The 16,814-nt window shown below is 60.8% G+C and carries 16 protein-coding genes; 2 read left to right on the top strand and 14 right to left on the bottom strand.

The annotated features are described in order from the left end of the window. Positions 1-25: 25 nt before the first annotated feature. Positions 26-1,777, top strand: coding sequence for a glycosyltransferase family 2 protein (locus tag JJ869_RS07205; protein ID WP_292265611.1), 1,752 nt, complete (start codon positions 26-28; stop codon positions 1,775-1,777). Between the two features lie 224 nt (positions 1,778-2,001). Beyond that, positions 2,002-3,504: a DEAD/DEAH box helicase gene (locus JJ869_RS07210; protein WP_292265613.1), complete on the top strand. Its 1,503-nt coding sequence runs from the start codon at positions 2,002-2,004 to the stop codon at positions 3,502-3,504. A 56-nt stretch (positions 3,505-3,560) separates the two neighbouring features. Here the strand turns inward: JJ869_RS07210 and gph are convergent, their stop codons facing one another. The 14 genes from gph to JJ869_RS07280 form a co-directional block, all read right to left on the bottom strand. Beyond that, entirely contained in the window at positions 3,561-4,217 is a 657-nt protein-coding gene (gene gph / locus JJ869_RS07215; protein WP_292265615.1) for a phosphoglycolate phosphatase, read from the bottom strand. Then, positions 4,214-5,881: a ribonuclease J gene (locus JJ869_RS07220; protein WP_292265617.1), complete on the bottom strand. Its 1,668-nt coding sequence runs from the start codon at positions 5,879-5,881 to the stop codon at positions 4,214-4,216. The genes gph and JJ869_RS07220 overlap by 4 nt, the downstream gene beginning before the upstream one ends. A gap of 3 nt (positions 5,882-5,884) precedes the next feature. After that, entirely contained in the window at positions 5,885-6,658 is a 774-nt protein-coding gene (locus tag JJ869_RS07225; RefSeq protein ID WP_292265618.1) for a type III pantothenate kinase, read from the bottom strand. Positions 6,659-6,669: 11 nt separating this feature from the next. Next, positions 6,670-7,404: a biotin--[acetyl-CoA-carboxylase] ligase gene (locus JJ869_RS07230; protein ID WP_292265620.1), complete on the bottom strand. Its 735-nt coding sequence runs from the start codon at positions 7,402-7,404 to the stop codon at positions 6,670-6,672. Positions 7,405-7,529: 125 nt separating this feature from the next. Next, positions 7,530-8,972, bottom strand: a complete 1,443-nt coding sequence (gene nuoN, locus JJ869_RS07235; RefSeq protein WP_292265622.1) for an NADH-quinone oxidoreductase subunit NuoN — start codon at positions 8,970-8,972, stop codon at positions 7,530-7,532. Between the two features lie 12 nt (positions 8,973-8,984). Next, positions 8,985-10,529 carry an NADH-quinone oxidoreductase subunit M gene (locus tag JJ869_RS07240; protein WP_292265623.1) on the bottom strand — a complete coding sequence of 515 codons (1,545 nt, stop codon included), beginning with the start codon at positions 10,527-10,529 and terminating at the stop codon, positions 8,985-8,987. Then, positions 10,529-12,634 carry an NADH-quinone oxidoreductase subunit L gene (gene nuoL, locus JJ869_RS07245; RefSeq protein WP_292265625.1) on the bottom strand — a complete coding sequence of 702 codons (2,106 nt, stop codon included), beginning with the start codon at positions 12,632-12,634 and terminating at the stop codon, positions 10,529-10,531. The genes JJ869_RS07240 and nuoL overlap by 1 nt, the downstream gene beginning before the upstream one ends. Before the next feature lie 5 nt (positions 12,635-12,639). Next, entirely contained in the window at positions 12,640-12,945 is a 306-nt protein-coding gene (gene nuoK, locus JJ869_RS07250; protein WP_292265627.1) for an NADH-quinone oxidoreductase subunit NuoK, read from the bottom strand. Positions 12,946-13,015: 70 nt separating this feature from the next. Next, complete coding sequence (locus JJ869_RS07255) at positions 13,016-13,618, bottom strand: NADH-quinone oxidoreductase subunit J (protein WP_292265630.1); 603 nt, start codon at positions 13,616-13,618, stop codon at positions 13,016-13,018. After that, entirely contained in the window at positions 13,615-14,025 is a 411-nt protein-coding gene (locus tag JJ869_RS07260) for a carboxymuconolactone decarboxylase family protein (protein ID WP_292265632.1), read from the bottom strand. The genes JJ869_RS07255 and JJ869_RS07260 overlap by 4 nt, the downstream gene beginning before the upstream one ends. After that, the gene (nuoI, locus tag JJ869_RS07265) at positions 14,022-14,516 is read right to left on the bottom strand and encodes an NADH-quinone oxidoreductase subunit NuoI (protein WP_292066062.1); all 495 of its coding nucleotides are present in this window, start codon (positions 14,514-14,516) and stop codon (positions 14,022-14,024) included. The genes JJ869_RS07260 and nuoI overlap by 4 nt, the downstream gene beginning before the upstream one ends. An 11-nt stretch (positions 14,517-14,527) precedes the next feature. Next, complete coding sequence (gene nuoH / locus JJ869_RS07270; RefSeq protein ID WP_292265634.1) at positions 14,528-15,556, bottom strand: NADH-quinone oxidoreductase subunit NuoH; 1,029 nt, start codon at positions 15,554-15,556, stop codon at positions 14,528-14,530. A gap of 7 nt (positions 15,557-15,563) precedes the next feature. Continuing rightward, positions 15,564-15,926, bottom strand: coding sequence for a hypothetical protein (locus JJ869_RS07275; RefSeq protein WP_292265641.1), 363 nt, complete (start codon positions 15,924-15,926; stop codon positions 15,564-15,566). Between the two features lie 44 nt (positions 15,927-15,970). Beyond that, on the bottom strand, positions 15,971-16,814 hold an 844-nt coding region (locus tag JJ869_RS07280; RefSeq protein WP_292265636.1), incomplete at its 5' end, for a molybdopterin-dependent oxidoreductase.

Raw genomic sequence — 16,814 nt, forward strand, 5'->3', positions numbered from 1 at the left:
CGAAGCGAAACGGCACTCTGCGGATATGAGCAGTCAAAAATCGCCGCCGAACCCGGCCTATCCAAAAGGGCTGGTCGGCATCGTCAAACAGATGAACGAACGGCGCGCGCCGCTGGGCTTTGCCAAGGGCGAAGCTTTGCCGCCCCTCGATTGCGATCTCGCCCAGATGGCCCAGCAACGGGTCACGGTGCCCAATGAAAGCAGCCGCAAGACATCCGACAATGCCCGCAAGACCTGGGAAATCGCCAAGGAACTTGAGGGGCAAAACGCGCTTTTGCACCTTAACGGTCTGTTGATCGCACATCTGCGCAAACGCAGCCAACCGGCACACACTGCCGATCTGTTCCTGCGTCTCTGGACGGAACACGCCGACCTGCTGTTGCGCGAAATGGACCTGCGCTGGAAGGTGTCCAGCCTGACGACCTTTGGTGATCATGGCAAAACACCGACCCAACGCAGCACCGGGCTGGCGCTGTCGACGCTGTTCGGTGCGATGAAGCTCTATGAAAGCGAGCGCCTGTTTTCGGGGCGCGAGGCTGACCGGCCCTTCACACTTGATGGGCGCGCCGCAGGACCGTTGCCGCTGCAGATGGACGCGTTTTCACTGGTGGATGGCGGTCTGGATGTGAATATGATCGGTCGGCTTTGGGAGGAAGCTCACGGCGACCCGGTGATCCAGCCCCTTGCACATGACATGCTGCAACGCTTGATCGACGATCCGCGCACGGTCTTCCGCCGTCTGCACCGCCTGCGCGCCCGCAAGCTGCGCCGGATCGAAGAGAATGGCGATTCCGAAACGGATACCGGCGTGACGCTGCCTGTGTCGAAACTCCCGGCAAAGACGCCGACCTGGGGCGTTGTCTGCACCACAAATGCGCCTGTGCAAGACGTAGCACGGTTCGTGGCGCATCACCTCGAGATCGGGGCGTCCCGCGTCTATATCTATCTCGACAAGCCCGACCCTGCCGTCTCACGTCTGCTTGACGGACATCCCAAGGTCATGCTGACGGTCTGTGATGCCACCTACTGGAAAAAAGCCGGCAAGAACCGCCCCGAGGCGCACCAACTGCGCCAGACCTACAACGCTACCCAAGCCCTGAAACATGCCAAGGACCATTTGGACTGGCTTGGGCATATCGACACAGACGAGTTCATCCTGAGCCCGAAAAAGCTGTCAACCTTGCTCAAGTCGGTGCCCGGCGACAAGGCTGGCGCACGGATTTACCCGGCAGAGGCGTTGGCCGTCGCCACAGGGCAAACACCTGCACATTTCAAACTTCGCACCACAGGAGACGGTGTGCCATCTTCAGCCGTCACAGACATCTACCCAACCTTCGGCAGCTATCTGCGGGGCGGCTTTCTGAGCCATCTCGCGGGCAAGGTCTTTGCCCGAACCGGGCTAGGTGAGGTGCGGTTGGCCATCCATCGCCTTCGGGTGAAAGGTGAGGAAGTGCTCAACACACATGATCTGGACGATGTGCATGTTGGACACCTCCATGCACCGGATTGGGACAGCTTCCTGTCCAAGCTGGACTTCCGCCAGTCCAAGGGCTCGTATCGCGTGAAATCTGACGACGCGCTCAAGAACGTCGCCCACCTTCTCAACTACCTGCGCGACGAGGAAGGCAAAGACGGGCTGCGCGCGTTCTTCGACGAAATGTGCGCTGACACCGAACACCTGCGCAACCGGCTCGAGGCCCACGGGCTGTTGCTGAAGCCTCGGTTCGACCCCGACGCAGCGGTGAAAAAGGTGTTTGGCACGGCGCCCAGCAGCTGATGAGCTGTAAACAATTTGGCCCAAATGCCGGAAATTGTTGCCACATCGCCACCAAAACCCAATGAACCATGGCACATCCGCGCAGTCCGGACACGGCTCATTGACCCGACCGTGTTCCAAGAGTACAAGCCCCCGCAGATCGTGATTGTGGATAAACACAGGGCCAAACGGGCCGGATCGCAACAGACGCACGGGCGCAGTCAGTCCGTGAACAACGGATACACATGACAAAATTTTCTGAGTTGAACCTCAACCCGAAAGTCCTGAAAGCAGTAGAAGAGGCGGGATACGACACGCCCACCCCCATTCAGGAAGGGGCCATCCCCCCCGCTCTGGAAGGCCGCGACGTCCTTGGCATCGCCCAGACCGGCACCGGCAAGACCGCAAGCTTCACGCTCCCCATGATCACGCTGCTGGCCCGAGGCCGCGCCCGCGCCCGGATGCCGCGCAGCCTTGTTCTGTGCCCGACGCGTGAATTGGCGGCCCAGGTGGCCGAAAACTTCGACATTTACGCAAAGCATGTGAAGCTGACCAAGGCGCTGCTGATCGGCGGCGTAAGCTTCAAGGAACAGGATTTGCTGATCGACAAGGGTGTCGACGTGCTGATCGCCACACCGGGCCGGTTGCTTGACCATTTCGAGCGCGGCAAGCTGCTGCTGACGGGTGTTCAGGTGATGGTGGTCGACGAGGCCGACCGCATGCTCGACATGGGGTTCATTCCCGACATCGAACGCATCTTCTCGCTCACACCCTTCACCCGTCAGACATTGTTCTTCTCGGCCACCATGGCGCCCGAGATCGAACGCATCACCAATACATTCCTGTCGGCCCCGGCGCGGGTCGAAGTGGCGCGTCAGGCCACCGCGTCCGAGACCATCGAACAGGGCGTCGTGATGTTTAAGGCCTCGCGCCGCGACCGCGAAGGCACCGAAAAGCGTGCCCTGCTGCGCAAGCTGATCGACGGCGAAGGCGACGCCTGCTCAAACGCGATCATCTTCTGCAACCGCAAGTCGGACGTGGATATCGTGGCGACATCGCTCAAGAAATACGGCTATGACGCCGCACCGATCCATGGCGATCTGGACCAGTCCCAGCGGACCAAGACGCTGGAAGGGTTCCGCGAAGGCACGTTGCGCTTTCTGATCGCGTCGGACGTCGCGGCGCGCGGTCTGGATGTGCCCGCCGTCAGCCATGTGTTCAACTTCGACGTTCCCAGCCATGCCGAAGACTATGTGCACCGCATCGGCCGCACCGGTCGCGCAGGGCGCAAGGGCAAGGCGATGATGATCTGTGTGCCGAAGGACGAAAAGAACTTCGCTGCGATCGAAAAGCTGATCCAGAAAGAGATTCCTCGGATCGAAAACCCGCTTGGCGAAACCGTGGTGGAACCGTCCGTTGACGCGACCGAAGAGAAAAAAGACAGCAAATCGCGTCGCTCGCGCGGGGGCCGTGGTCGCGGGAAACCTTCGGACAAGACACAGGACGCGCAGCAGCCTGACGTTCAGGAGGCGACGCCGATTGAGGTCCAGAAGGACACGCCGAAAGAGCCAGTCAAGGCCATGGAACGCAGTGAAGACCAGAAGCCCGATCACGACAAGTCGCGCAACCGTCGCCCCGATCGCGGTGGGCGGAATGATCGCGGTGCCCGTGACAGCAATGTCGTGGGCATGGGCGACCACATGCCATCCTTCATCGCGCTGAGCTTTGACGAACGTCGCGCCAGTTGATCAAGGCGTGCGTGTCCGTCGACGGACACGCGGCGATGCGTTGACGCATCGCCCGCCTATATCGGGCGCAGGATCTCCAGACAGATCGCCGGAAGGTCATCAAACCGGTCAAACGCCCGATCATGCGGGATCGCGTCAATCGGTTTGGTGCGGATGCCTTCGGTGAAGAAGGCAAAGGGTACCCCTGCCCGCTGCGCCGTTTCCGCATCCACATCGCTGTCCCCGACATAGACGCCCTGTGTCGCGCCCATCCGCTCGAACGCCAGTCGCAACGGCGCAGGGTCGGGTTTGCGAACAGGCAGCGTGTCACCTGCAATGATCACATCGAACCACTTGGCCAGATCAAGCGCGTCCAGAACCGCGGCCAAAGGCACGCCCGGCTTGTTGGTGCAGATGCCCAACGTGTAGCCTTCGGCCTTCAACGCGCCAATCACCTCCATTACCCCCGGAAAGACGGTGGTGAGCCCGGTGCTTGATTTGTAATGCGTGATAAATTCGACCATCAGCGCATCGTACTGCGCCACATCCAAATCTGTCGCCGCAATCAGCCGGTCGAGGAACACCCGCTCGCCCATCCCGACAAAGCCGCCGATCTGCGACTGCGGCAAAGGCGCAAGCCCATGATCCGACAGCAATGCATTGGCCGCTGCCGCGATATCCGGCAAGCTGTCGATCAGCGTCCCATCCAGATCGAAGACAACACCGCGTGTCATGCAAGCCTGCTGATCACAACGGTCACTTCGGGCTTCTTGCCGATCTCGTTCTGCGTCGTCTGACGCGCGATCCGGCGCAGCCCCTCTTCCAGCTTGTCGTCGTCGGTGATCGTCTTGTCCCCGGCCCGGCCGATGAATTGCGACAGGTCCTCTTCCAACGCATCGACCAACGGCGCATTGCTGCGGCCCATTTCAGGAAGGCCCATGATCTCGCACCACGGCTCACCCAGCAACTCGTCGTCTTCGTCCAGAATGACCGTGACGATCACATGCCCGTTCAGCGCCATGCGAATGCGGTCGCGCACGACACCGTCCAATGCCCCGATCTTGACCGACCCGTCCAGATAGGTGCGGCCCGTTTCGACATATTCGGCCACCGTCGGCTCATTGCCGCTGAGGTCCATCATCATGCCATTGACCGCCAGCACACCCTTGCGGCCACCGGCACCTGCGACCTTTACGTGTTCGCGCAGATGGCGGTGTTCGCCATGCATCGGAATCACCAGTTGCGGATTGACCAGCGCGTGCATGGTCTCAAGGTCGGGACGGTTGGCATGACCGGACACGTGGTACTTGCCGGAACTGTCATCCACCACATCCACACCCTGTTCGGAAAACGCATTCATGATCTGGATGACGCCGCGCTCATTGCCAGGAATGGTCTTCGAGGAAAACAGAAACAGATCCCCCTCGGCCATCGTCAGACCCTGGAACTTGCCGCGCGCCAGCTGGGCCGAGGCGGCCCTGCGTTCGCCTTGCGACCCGGTCACGATCAGCATCAGGTTCTCACGCGGGATCTGAGTTGCCTCTTCCGGGCTGACCACAGTGGGGAAATCCGCCAAAACGCCTGTCTTGATCGATGCTTCGATCATGCGCCGCATCGCACGGCCCAAAAGGCAGACCGACCGTCCGGCCCGCACCGCCGCTTCTGCCAATGTCTTCACCCGCGCCACGTTCGACGCAAAGGTCGTCGCCACCACCATACCGGTCGCATCGCGCACGAGGATCTCGATCTCGGGACCGACGGTCGCTTCGGACCGCCCGGCATGAGCGGAAAACACGTTGGTGGAATCGCAGATCAGCGCCTTCACACCCGGCTTGCCGATCTCTTCCCACAGAGCCCGGTCAAAGGCCTCACCCACCACGGGGGTTTCGTCGATCTTGAAATCGCCCGAATGCACGATCCGCCCCTGTGGCGTGTCGATCACCAGACCCGAGCTTTCGGGGATCGAGTGCGAGATCGGCACGAACCCTACCTTGAACGGTCCTGCCTCAACCGTTTCCGGCCAGGGCGACACGGTGCACACGGTCTCCGGCGACTGGCCTGCATCCTCCATCTTGAGCCGCGCGATATGCGCCGTGAAAGCCCGCGCATAGATCGGCGCGCCAAGCTCTTCCCAGAAATGGCCAATGGCCCCCACATGGTCTTCATGCGCGTGGGTGATGAAGATCGCCTCAAGCTGATTGCGCCGCTCCTTCAGCCACGCGATATCCGGCAGGATCAGATCTACTCCTGGCGTTCCGTCCATGTCGGGAAAGGTCACGCCCAGATCGACAAGGATCAGGCGTTCCTTCCCGGGCTTACCGTAGCCATAGACATAGGCGTTCATGCCAATTTCGCCGGCCCCGCCAAGGGGCAGGTAGATGATCCGTTCACCGCTCATATTTTATCCGTTTTCTGTGTTATAGGCGTGTATGACCGTCAGACCATGCATGGTCAGGTCATCTTCAATTGTGTCAAATAGCAGGTCACCCTGCGCGAACAAGGGCGCAAGCCCGCCTGTTCCGATAACCTTCATCGGACGCCCGTATTCGGCCTTGATCCGCTCGGTGATCCCCTGAATCAACCCGATATAACCCCAGAAGATGCCCGACTGTATACAGGCCACGGTATTGGTGCCGATCACCCGCTCGGGCTGCGAGATGTCCACATGCGGCAGCGCTGCCGCCCCTTGGTGCAGCGCCTCAAGGCTCAGGTTCACCCCCGGCGCGATCACACCACCGACATAAGCACCATCTTCGGCCACCACGTCGAAATTCGTTGCCGTGCCGAAATCGACCACCACGCAATCGCCGCCATGACGGTCAAAGGCACCTGCGGCATTGGCCAGACGGTCCGGCCCCACCCCTGTGCCAACATCGACCCGGGGTGGATGCGGCAGTTTGCACTCAGGTTTGCCCACCACAATGGGCCGCACACCGAAGAACCGGTCTGAAAAAACCCGCAGGTTCCACACCACGCGCGGCACGGTCGAAGCGATGATCACATCGGTGATATTGGGCTCGATCCTGTAATGCCCGATCAACGTCGAGAACCACGTGAAATAGGCATCTGCCGTGCGCCCATGATGGGTCGACGTGCGCAGCGTGCAAAGAAACCGCGTCCCGTCCCAGATCGAAAACACGGTATTGGTATTGCCACAGTCGATGCACAGAAGCATGGCCTTGCCCCTCAAAAGAAAATATCAGCAGCCGCGATGGCTTGGCGGCCTGTCGTGGTGTTTAGGACGATCCGTCCGTCGGCGTCCACAGTCTCGAATGTGCCGGTCACCTCGCGGTCACCCATCCGTGCGGTGACCACCCCACCCAACCGTGCGGCGCGCGCCAGCCACGCAGCGCGGATCGGCGCAAAGCCATAGGTCATGAACTGCGCCTCGTGCCGGGCATAGGCCGCAGCAAGAACGTCGAGAAAGGCGTCAGGGGCAATTTCAACCCCAAGCGCCGAAAGAACCGAGACCGGAGGAACGGCGTGCTCTTCCACCTCGGAAGAGGCTGGCGCCGCAATGAGGTTCACACCGATGCCGATCGCCAGATGCGCGCCGATGCTCTCCAGCAGGATGCCCGCCACCTTGCCGCCGGTCAGCAGCACGTCGTTCGGCCATTTGAGCGTCAGCCCCTCGACGCGCCCCGACACCGCGACAAGCGCATCGAACAGGGCCAGCGCCGCCACGAAACTGCGCAGCGCCCGCTTTTCCGGCGCATCTGAGGTGGGCAACACCAGAGTGGCTGCGAAATTGCCTTCGGGGTTCACCCAGACCCGCCCCCGCCGCCCGCGCGCCGCTGTCTGATGCAACGCGCAAATCCACGTCGGCCCGGCCAAACTGGTCGCCTGTCGCCCGGCTTCGGCCATGGTGCTGTCCACCTCGGCCAGAACCTGTCGCGCATATCCCAAGGGCCACTCAGACAAGACAACCCGCTCCTTCATCTTGCCGGATAAACTCCCGCCGGAGGCACCGCGCCCCGCGCAGCGGGGCGCAAAAAACAAAGCGACGCGCCATTGGCGCGTCACGATGTTTCAACGGTGCCAAAAGCTCAGTTGACAAGGGTCGCCGCAGCCGCCGCAGCCGCTCCTTCGATCCCGAAGAGGTTGACAACACCCACCACCATGATCACGGCGCTGGCCATCAGCATGCCCCAAAGCACCGGCGATCCGCTCTTGTCGAGCGCGTCATCCCGCTCCTGACCGAAATACATGTAGAAAACGATCCGCAGGTAGTAGAACGCGCCGATCACCGACGCGATCACACCCGCAATCGCCAGCCACGCCAGACCCGCTTCATAAGCAGCCCGCAGCACGTAAAGCTTGCCGAAGAAGCCGACGAGCGGCGGCACACCCGCAAGGCTGAAGAGCAGCACCAGCATCGCCAGCGCCTTGCCCGGCTCACGCTTGGAATACATGTTCAGTGCGCCGATACTGGACACCGGCTGACCATCGCGATGCATCGACAGGATGAACGCGAAGGTCCCTATGTTCATGGTGACGTAGATCGCCATGTAGATCAGCATCGCCTGCACGCCGAACGCCGTGCCTGCCGCCAGACCCATCAGGGCATAGCCCATATGCGCGATGGACGAGAACGCCATCAGACGTTTGATGTCGGTCTGGCCGATGGCGGCAATCGCGCCAAGGAACATCGACAGCACGGACAGAAGCGCGATCACCTGAGACCAGTCGCTGACGGCGGCGCCAAACGCGTCGTGCATGACACGGGCGAACAGACCCATTGCTGCAACTTTCGGTGCTGTGGCGAAGAAGGCCGTGACGGGCGTGGGCGAGCCTTCGTACCCATCCGGCGTCCACATGTGGAACGGCACCGCCGAGACCTTGAACGCAAGGCCCGAGATCAGGAACACCAGACCAAACAGAAGGCCCAACGACAGGTCGCCATGGACTGCCGTCTGGATAATACCCGAGAAAAGCGTGGTGCCCGAGTAGCCATAGACCAGCGACGCACCGTAAAGCAGCAGACCCGAGGACAGCGCACCCAGCACGAAATACTTGAGACCCGCCTCGGTGGATTTCAGGCTGTCCCGCCGCAAGGACGCAACCACATAAAGCGCCAGCGACTGCAGTTCGAGGCCCATGTAAAGAGCCATCAGGTCGCCCGCGGAGACCATCATCATCATGCCAACGACCGCCAGCGCGATCAGCAGCGGATATTCGAACCGCAGGAGCCCGCGACGGGTCATGTAGGCTTCGGACATCAGCAGCACGGCGGCGGCCGAGACAAGGATCACGATCTTCGCGAACCGCGCGAACCCGTCATCGACGAACATGCCGTTGAAGGCAACATTCGTCCCTGCCCCGTTCAGCCCGATCCAGACCGCAAGAGCAAGGAACAGACCGCTTGTCACCCAGACCAGCAGCGACGCAGCCCCGTCCTTGACGGTATAGACCGCGCCAAGAAGCGCCAGCATCGCGTAGATGGCCAGAATGATTTCCGGAAGGATGATACCTAGATCAGCCGAGAGCATAGCCTCGCCCCCTTAATGGTTCACGGCGACTTGCGTGGCGGTCTCCGCCGCAGCAAGTGCAGTTTGGTAATTGGATACAAGCGCCTCCACCGACGGCCCGATCGTGTCGAGGATCGGGGCCGGATAGACACCAAAGAGGATCGTCGCGATCACCAGCGGGGCAAAGATCGCCCGCTCGCGGCGCGTCATGTCGGTGATGGTCTTGAGGCTTTCCTTGATCAGGTCGCCCATGACGACCCGACGATAGAGCCAGAGCGCATAAGCCGCTGACAGGATCACACCGGATGTGGCAACGGCCGCAATCCATGTGTTGACCTGGAAGATGCCCATCAGCGTCAGGAATTCCCCGATAAAGCCCGAGGTGCCCGGCAGTCCGACATTGGCCATGGTGAAAAGCATGAAGATCAGCGCGTAAGCCGGCATACGGTTCACCAGACCGCCATAGGCGTCGATGTCACGGGTGTGCATCCGGTCGTAGATCACGCCAACACACAGGAAGAGCGCGCCCGAGATGAAGCCGTGGCTGATCATCTGGAAAATCGCGCCGTCGATCCCCTGCTGGTTGCCCGCGAAGATGCCCATGGTGACATAGCCCATGTGCGCGACCGACGAATAGGCAATCAGCTTTTTCATGTCTTCCTGCACCAGCGCCACCAGCGAGGTGTAGACGATGGCAATGGCCGACATCCACAGCACCAGCGGCGTCAGAACGTCTGCCCCCACCGGGAACATCGGCAGCGAGAACCGCAGGAAGCCGTAGCCGCCCATCTTCAGCAGGATCGCCGCCAGAACAACCGAACCAGCTGTCGGCGCCTGAACGTGCGCATCAGGCAACCATGTGTGCACCGGCCACATCGGCATCTTGACGGCAAAGCTTGCAAAGAAAGCCAGGAACAGCAGCGTCTGCAAACCGCCCACGATCTGCACACCAAGGATCGAGAAGCTTTCCGACCCGAACTGGTGCACCAGCAATTGCTCGATATCAGTCGTGCCCGCGTCGGAGAACATCGCCACCATCGCGACCAGCATCAGCACCGATCCGAGGAAGGTGTAGAGGAAAAACTTGAACGACGCGTATATGCGGTTCTTGCCGCCCCAAATGCCGATGATCAGGAACATCGGGATCAGGCCCGCCTCGAAGAACAGGTAGAACAGCACCAGATCGAGCGCCATGAACACGCCGAGCATGAGCGTTTCCAAAATCAGGAACGCGATCATGTATTCCTTGACGCGGTGGCTCACATCCCAACTTGCCGCAATGACCAGCGGCATCATGAACGTGGTCAGCATCACGAACAGAACCGAAATCCCGTCCACACCCATCTTGTACTGCAGGCCCAGCAACCATTCGCCCTGCTCGACCATTTGGAACCCGGTGTTCTGAGAGTCGAACTGCGCCAGAATGAACAGCGAGATCAGGAAGGTGGCCGAGGTCGCGATCAGCGCCAGCCATTTGGCGTTCCGGTTCGCCGCCTCATCGTCCCCCCGCAGGAAGACCAGCAGGATCACCGCCGCCAAGGCTGGCAGGAACGTGACAATGGAAAGAAGGTTATCCATCAGTGTGCTCCTCCGCTCAGCGTCATCCAGGTGACAAGGGCGGCAATGCCGATCACCATGTAGAAGGCATAGGTGAAGATGTATCCGGACTGCGCCTTACCGGCGAGGCGGGTCAGCATCGGGATAAAACCCATGGCAACGCCGTTGATTGACCCGTCGATGACATTGCCATCGCCCCGCTTCCACAGCAGACGGCCCAGACCTTTGGCCGGCTGCACAAACAGGAAGTCGTAAATCTCGTCGAAATACCACTTGTTCAGCAGGAAGAGGTACAGCGGACGCTGGCTTTCGGCCAGACGCTTGGGCAGCTTCGGGTTCACGATATAGAACCAGTACGCGGTCCCCAGCCCCAGCAGCATCGCGATGAACGGGCTGACCTTGACCCATTTCGGCACTTCATGCGCCTCGTTCAGGATGTCGTTGTCGGGACCGACATAGATCGCCCCCTCGCCCGGCTGACCGGCGAAGACATAGTGATGTTCGCCACCCTTGGCCTCTTCGCCGTGACCCGCGTCAGCCGCCGCCGTCTCACCGTGGCCGTCACCTTCGGCAGAGTGTTCCCCCGCCTCGGCATAGGGCACGCCGAAGAACTTGGCGACGCTGTCGGTGTGACCGAAGAAGCTGTTGTACCAGATGGCACCGGCAAAGACTGCTCCAAGGCTCAGAACACCCAACGGGATCAGCATGACCATCGGGCTTTCATGCGCGTGCTCATGCGTGTGCTTGTCGCCGCGCGGCTTGCCGTAGAACGTCAGGAACATCAGACGCCAGCTGTAGAAGCTGGTGAACAGCGCCGCGATGACCAGCATCCAGAAGGCATAGCCCATCGGACCCGCGGCATAGGCGCTTTCGATCACGGCATCCTTGGAGGCAAAGCCTGCAAAGCCGATCCAGCCCGTCAGCGGGATACCGACACCGGTGATCGCCAGGGTGCCGATCATCATCGCGCCGAAGGTATAGGGGATCTTCTTCCGCAGACCGCCATAGTTCCGCATGTCCTGCTCGTGATGCATCGCGTGGATGACCGAACCCGCGCCAAGGAACAGCATCGCCTTGAAGAACGCGTGTGTGAAGAGGTGGAACATCGCCACCGAGTAAACGCCGACACCCGCCGCCACGAACATGTAACCCAGCTGCGAACAGGTCGAGTACGCGATCACGCGCTTGATGTCGTTCTGCACGAGGCCGACCGTGGCCGCGAAGAACGCGGTGGTAGCGCCAAGGAAGACGATGAAGAACTGCGCTTCGGGCGCGAATTCCATCAGCGGCGACATGCGGCAGACAAGGTAAACGCCTGCCGTCACCATGGTTGCCGCGTGGATCAGGGCCGACACCGGGGTCGGGCCTTCCATCGCGTCCGGCAGCCAGGTGTGCAGGAGAAGCTGCGCCGATTTCCCCATCGCGCCGATGAAGAGCAGGAAGGCGATCAGGTTGGCCGCGTTCCATTCGGTCCAGAGGAAGGCCAACTGTGTCTCGGCCAGCGTCGGCGCGGCTGCAAAGATGTCGTCAAAGCGAATGCTGTCGACAAGGAAGAACAGCGCGAAGATGCCGAGCGCAAAGCCAAAGTCGCCAACACGGTTGACCACGAAGGCCTTGATGGCTGCGGCATTGGCAGACGGCTTGCGATAGTAGAAGCCGATCAGCAGGTAGGACGCGACGCCCACGCCTTCCCAGCCAAAGAACATCTGAACAAGGTTGTCCGATGTCACCAGCATGAGCATGGCGAAGGTGAAGAACGACAGGTAGGCAAAGAAGCGCGGCTTGTAGCTTTCGCCTTCTTTCCACTGTGGGTCGTGATCCATGTAGCCGAAGGAATAAAGGTGCACGAGCGCCGACACGGTGGTCACGACGATCAGCATCGTCGCTGTCAGTCGGTCCAGACGGATCGCCCATTCGGTGCTGAGCGTGCCGGACTCGATCCAGCGCAGGATGTTGATGGTCTCGGTGACGCCGTCATGGGTCAGGAAGACAATCCACGACAGCACACAGGCAAAGAACAGAAGGCCCGTGGCCACCCATTGCGCGGCGGTCTCACCGATGAACTTCCAGCCAAAGCCACACAGAATGGCACCGACCAGCGGGGAAAACAGGATAAGCGTTTCCATGATCGTCAGCCCTTCATCACGTTGACGTCTTCAACCGCGATGGAGCCACGGTTGCGGAAGAAACAGACGAGGATGGCAAGGCCGATGGCCGCTTCGGCCGCCGCGACCGTGAGGACGAACAGGGTGAACACCTGCCCCACCAGATCGCCCAGGAAGCTCGAGAACGCGACAAGGTTGATGTTCACCGCGAGAAGCATCAATTCGATGCTCATCAGCAGGATGATCACGTTCTTGCGGTTCAGGAACAGCCCGAAAACCCCGATCACGAACAGCACCGCTGCCACTGTCAGGTAATGCTCAAGTCCTATCATCACGTCCCTCCGGGGTGTGCCCCGTCGTTTTCTTTGTCAATGCGCCCCAACCGGATCGGGGCTGCGTCATTTACAGGCCCTGTCCGGGCTTCACGTCTTTCAGTTCCATCGCCTTGGCCGGATCGCGGTACATCTGCGCCAGCACGTTCTGGCGTTTGACGTCCGAGCGGTGGCGCAGCGTCAGCACGATCGCACCAATCATGGCGACCAGCAGGATCAGGCCTGCAAGCTGGAACAGTAGGAAATACTGATCATAAAGGATCAGGCCCAAAGCCTCGGTGTTGTGCCGGTCCACCGGCATAACCTGCGCCCGCAGCCCTTCGGCGGCGGCGTTCGATTCCCACGCGCCAAAGGCCAGCGCAAATTGCATCAGGATCACCACCCCGATAAGCAGCGCCAGCGGCATGTAGCGCGCCATTTCTGCCTTCAGTTCCACAAAATCCACGTCGAGCATCATCACGACGAAGAGGAACAGAACCGCCACAGCGCCGACGTAGACGATGACCAGCAGCATCGCCACAAACTCAGCGCCCAGAAGAACGAACAACCCGGCCGAAGACAGGAAGGCGAGGATCAGCCAAAGCACCGAATGCACCGGGTTGCGGCTCACCACGGTGAACAGCCCGCCCGCAATCGTGCTGAGGGCAAAGAGATAGAAGGCAAAGACACTCATGTCTCGTCATCCTTTTTGTCGTCTTCCATCACCTCGCGGGCGAGTTCCATCGCGCGGGTCATGGCGGGGATACCGGCGAACATCGACATCTGGGCGATGGTCTCGGCAATTTCGTCTTTCGTGGCACCGGCCTCGGTGGCGTGGCGCACGGTCATGCGGAACGGCGTTTCCGCCTGTGCGCCCTGCATGGTCATGCCCGCAATCGTCAGAAGCAGACGCGTCTTGGCGTCCAGACCTTCCTTGCTGATGCCCTTGCCGAACCACATCTCCATCGCGTCTTTCGGCATGGTCGGCCACATCTTTTCGAACCCCTTGGGGTCAAACGACGTGAGCGCAGGGTTGAAGGCACGCGCCATCTCCTGCGCCTGCTGCATCATCAACTCGAAAGGGGTTTTCTGATCACTCATCGGTACGGCGCATCCAGTTCGAGGTTGCGCGCGATCTCGGCTTCCCAGCGGTCGCCGTTATCCAGAAGCTTGGCCTTGTCGTAATACAGCTCTTCGCGGGTCTCGGTCGAAAACTCGAAATTCGGACCTTCGACAATCGCATCCACCGGGCAGGCCTCTTGGCAGAAGCCGCAATAGATGCACTTGGTCATGTCGATGTCATACCGCGTGGTGCGGCGCGAGCCATCGTCGCGGGGTTCCGCGTCAATGGTGATCGCCTGCGCCGGGCAAATCGCCTCGCAGAGTTTACAGGCGATGCAACGCTCTTCGCCATTCGGATAGCGGCGCAGCGCGTGTTCCCCCCGGAAGCGCGGGCTCAACGGCCCCTTTTCGTGCGGGTAGTTGATCGTCGCCTTGGGGGCGAAGAAATACTTGAGGCCCAGCTTCATGCCGACCCAGAAATCCTGAAGAAGGAAATACTTGGCGGCGCGTCCGTAGTCGATCTGCGTCATCTCAGCTCTCCTTAAACCCAGCGCGCAAATGCGCCCCAGAACCAGTCGAATTTCGCCGCGAAGGCCACGAACACAACCCACACAAGGCTGAACGGCAGGAACACTTTCCACCCCAGACGCATCAGCTGGTCATAGCGGTAGCGGGGCGTGATCGCCTTCACCATCGCGAAGAGGAAGAAGAAGAACGCCATCTTCGCCACCATCCACAGCGCCCCGTCCGGGATGCCCGGGATTGGCGACAGCCAGCCGCCGAAGAACAGCAGCGATGTCAGCGCGCACATCAGGAAGATCGCGATGTATTCACCGGCCATGAACAGCAGGAACGGCGTGGACGAGTATTCCACCTGGTAGCCCGCAACGAGTTCGGATTCCGCTTCGGGAAGGTCGAAGGGCGGGCGGTTGGTTTCAGCCAAGGCACTGATAAAGAACAGGAATACCATCGGGAAATGCGGCAGCCAGTACCACGAGAAGAACCCGTAATCGCCGTCCTGCGCGCGCACGATGTCGCCGAAGTTCATTGACCCGGTGGAAATGATGATGCCGATGATGATTAGGCCCAACGACACTTCGTAGGAAATCATCTGCGCGGCAGACCGCAGCGAGCCAAGGAACGGATATTTCGAGTTCGACGCCCAACCGCCCATGATCACGCCGTAGACTTCGAGCGAGGACACGGCAAAGACGAACAGGATGGCCACGTTGATGTTGGACAACACCCATGTGTCGTTGAACGGGATCACCGCCCAGGCGACCATCGCCAACACAAAGCTGGTCATCGGGGCCAGCATGAACACCGGCTTGTCGGCACCCGCAGGCACGACCACTTCCTTGACGACGTATTTCAGCGCGTCCGCAACGGTTTGCAGCAGGCCGTAAGCGCCGACAACGTTCGGTCCGCGCCGCATCTGGACAGCCGCCCAGATTTTCCGGTCGCCATAGACGAGGAAGAGAAGACTGACCATTACGAAGCCCAGTACCGCAAGACACTGTGCGACGATGATCACGCCGATCCCAAGGGGGGTGGTAAAGAAGTCAGCCATCACGTCCTCAAACCATCGGTATTCCGTTTTCAACGCAGGAGGCGGTCACGACTTCGGCGTCGATGGTCCGCACCCCACGGGGCAGCGCCGGCGAGATGGTGTAAACCGCATCTCCTCGCCAGAGGCCAGCCTCTTCGTATACATTTGTGCGCAAATGCCGCGCAAAACCGTAACCCCGGATCAGCGCGTATTGCGCAGCCGCGCATTCGGCATAATCCTCAACGTCCGACGCGCCCCGCGCACCGCGCATCGCCACGTCGAACTTAACTAGATCCCCGTCGAGCAATGTGGTCTGCACACCCTGATACTCCGGCGCAAAGCGCGTCACCGAGGGTTGCGCGGCATCGCAGCCCGACAAACCGCCTACCATCGCAAAAGCAACGGGTGTTATGACCGCCAAGTGGCGCACCCTGCTCACTCCGCCGCGATCTTGGTGTCCTTGCGGGCTTTCACCCCCGCAGAGAGTTCCGCCATCAAACTGCTGGCGCGCGCGATCGGGTTAGTCAGGTAGAAATCCTGTATGACATTGCGGAAATCCGCGTTGCCCAGTTTGCCCGCCGGCTCCGCTTGCCATTCGTTTTCCGGCACTTGGTCGATCATCGCCAGATGCGGCACGTCCTTGACCAAAGCCTGACGCAGCTGCGCAAGGCTGTCGAAGGGCAGCGTTGCGCCCAGTTCAGCCGACAAGGCCCGCAGGATCGCCCAGTTTTCCTTGGCCTCACCCGGTGCAAACCCGGCGCGCAGCGCCAGTTGCGGCCGGCCTTCGGTGTTCACGAACAGACCCTGCTCTTCGGTATAGGCAGCAGCGAGAAGGATGATGTCGGCGCGATGCGCACCCCGGTCGCCGTGGCTGCCCTGATAGATCACAAACGGACCAGCCGCGATTTCGACCTCATCCGCGCCAAGGTTGTAGATCAACTCTGCGCCTTCAATGGCCTTGTCCATACCGCCTTCGGTGATGCACCCCACATCCATCGCACCCACGCGGGACGCGGCGGTGTGGAGCACCATGAATTTCGACTGACCCGCCTCAGCAGTCGCCATGGCTGTGCCCAGAACAGCCGCGCCATCGGCTTCGCGCAACGCGCCTTGCCCGATGATCATCACACCTGGCACGCCATGTTTGTCGGAATGATCCATCTCGGCCAGTTTGGCCAGCGCGTCGCGGCCCGTGCCAAGGTGGATGTAGTCATAGGTCAGATCGACCGGCTCTCCGATCAGCGCAACCTTGGCACCTGCGGCCCATGCCTTGCGGATG

The sequence above is a fragment of the Marivita sp. genome (assembly GCF_017643905.1).
Lineage (GTDB): Bacteria > Pseudomonadota > Alphaproteobacteria > Rhodobacterales > Rhodobacteraceae > Marivita.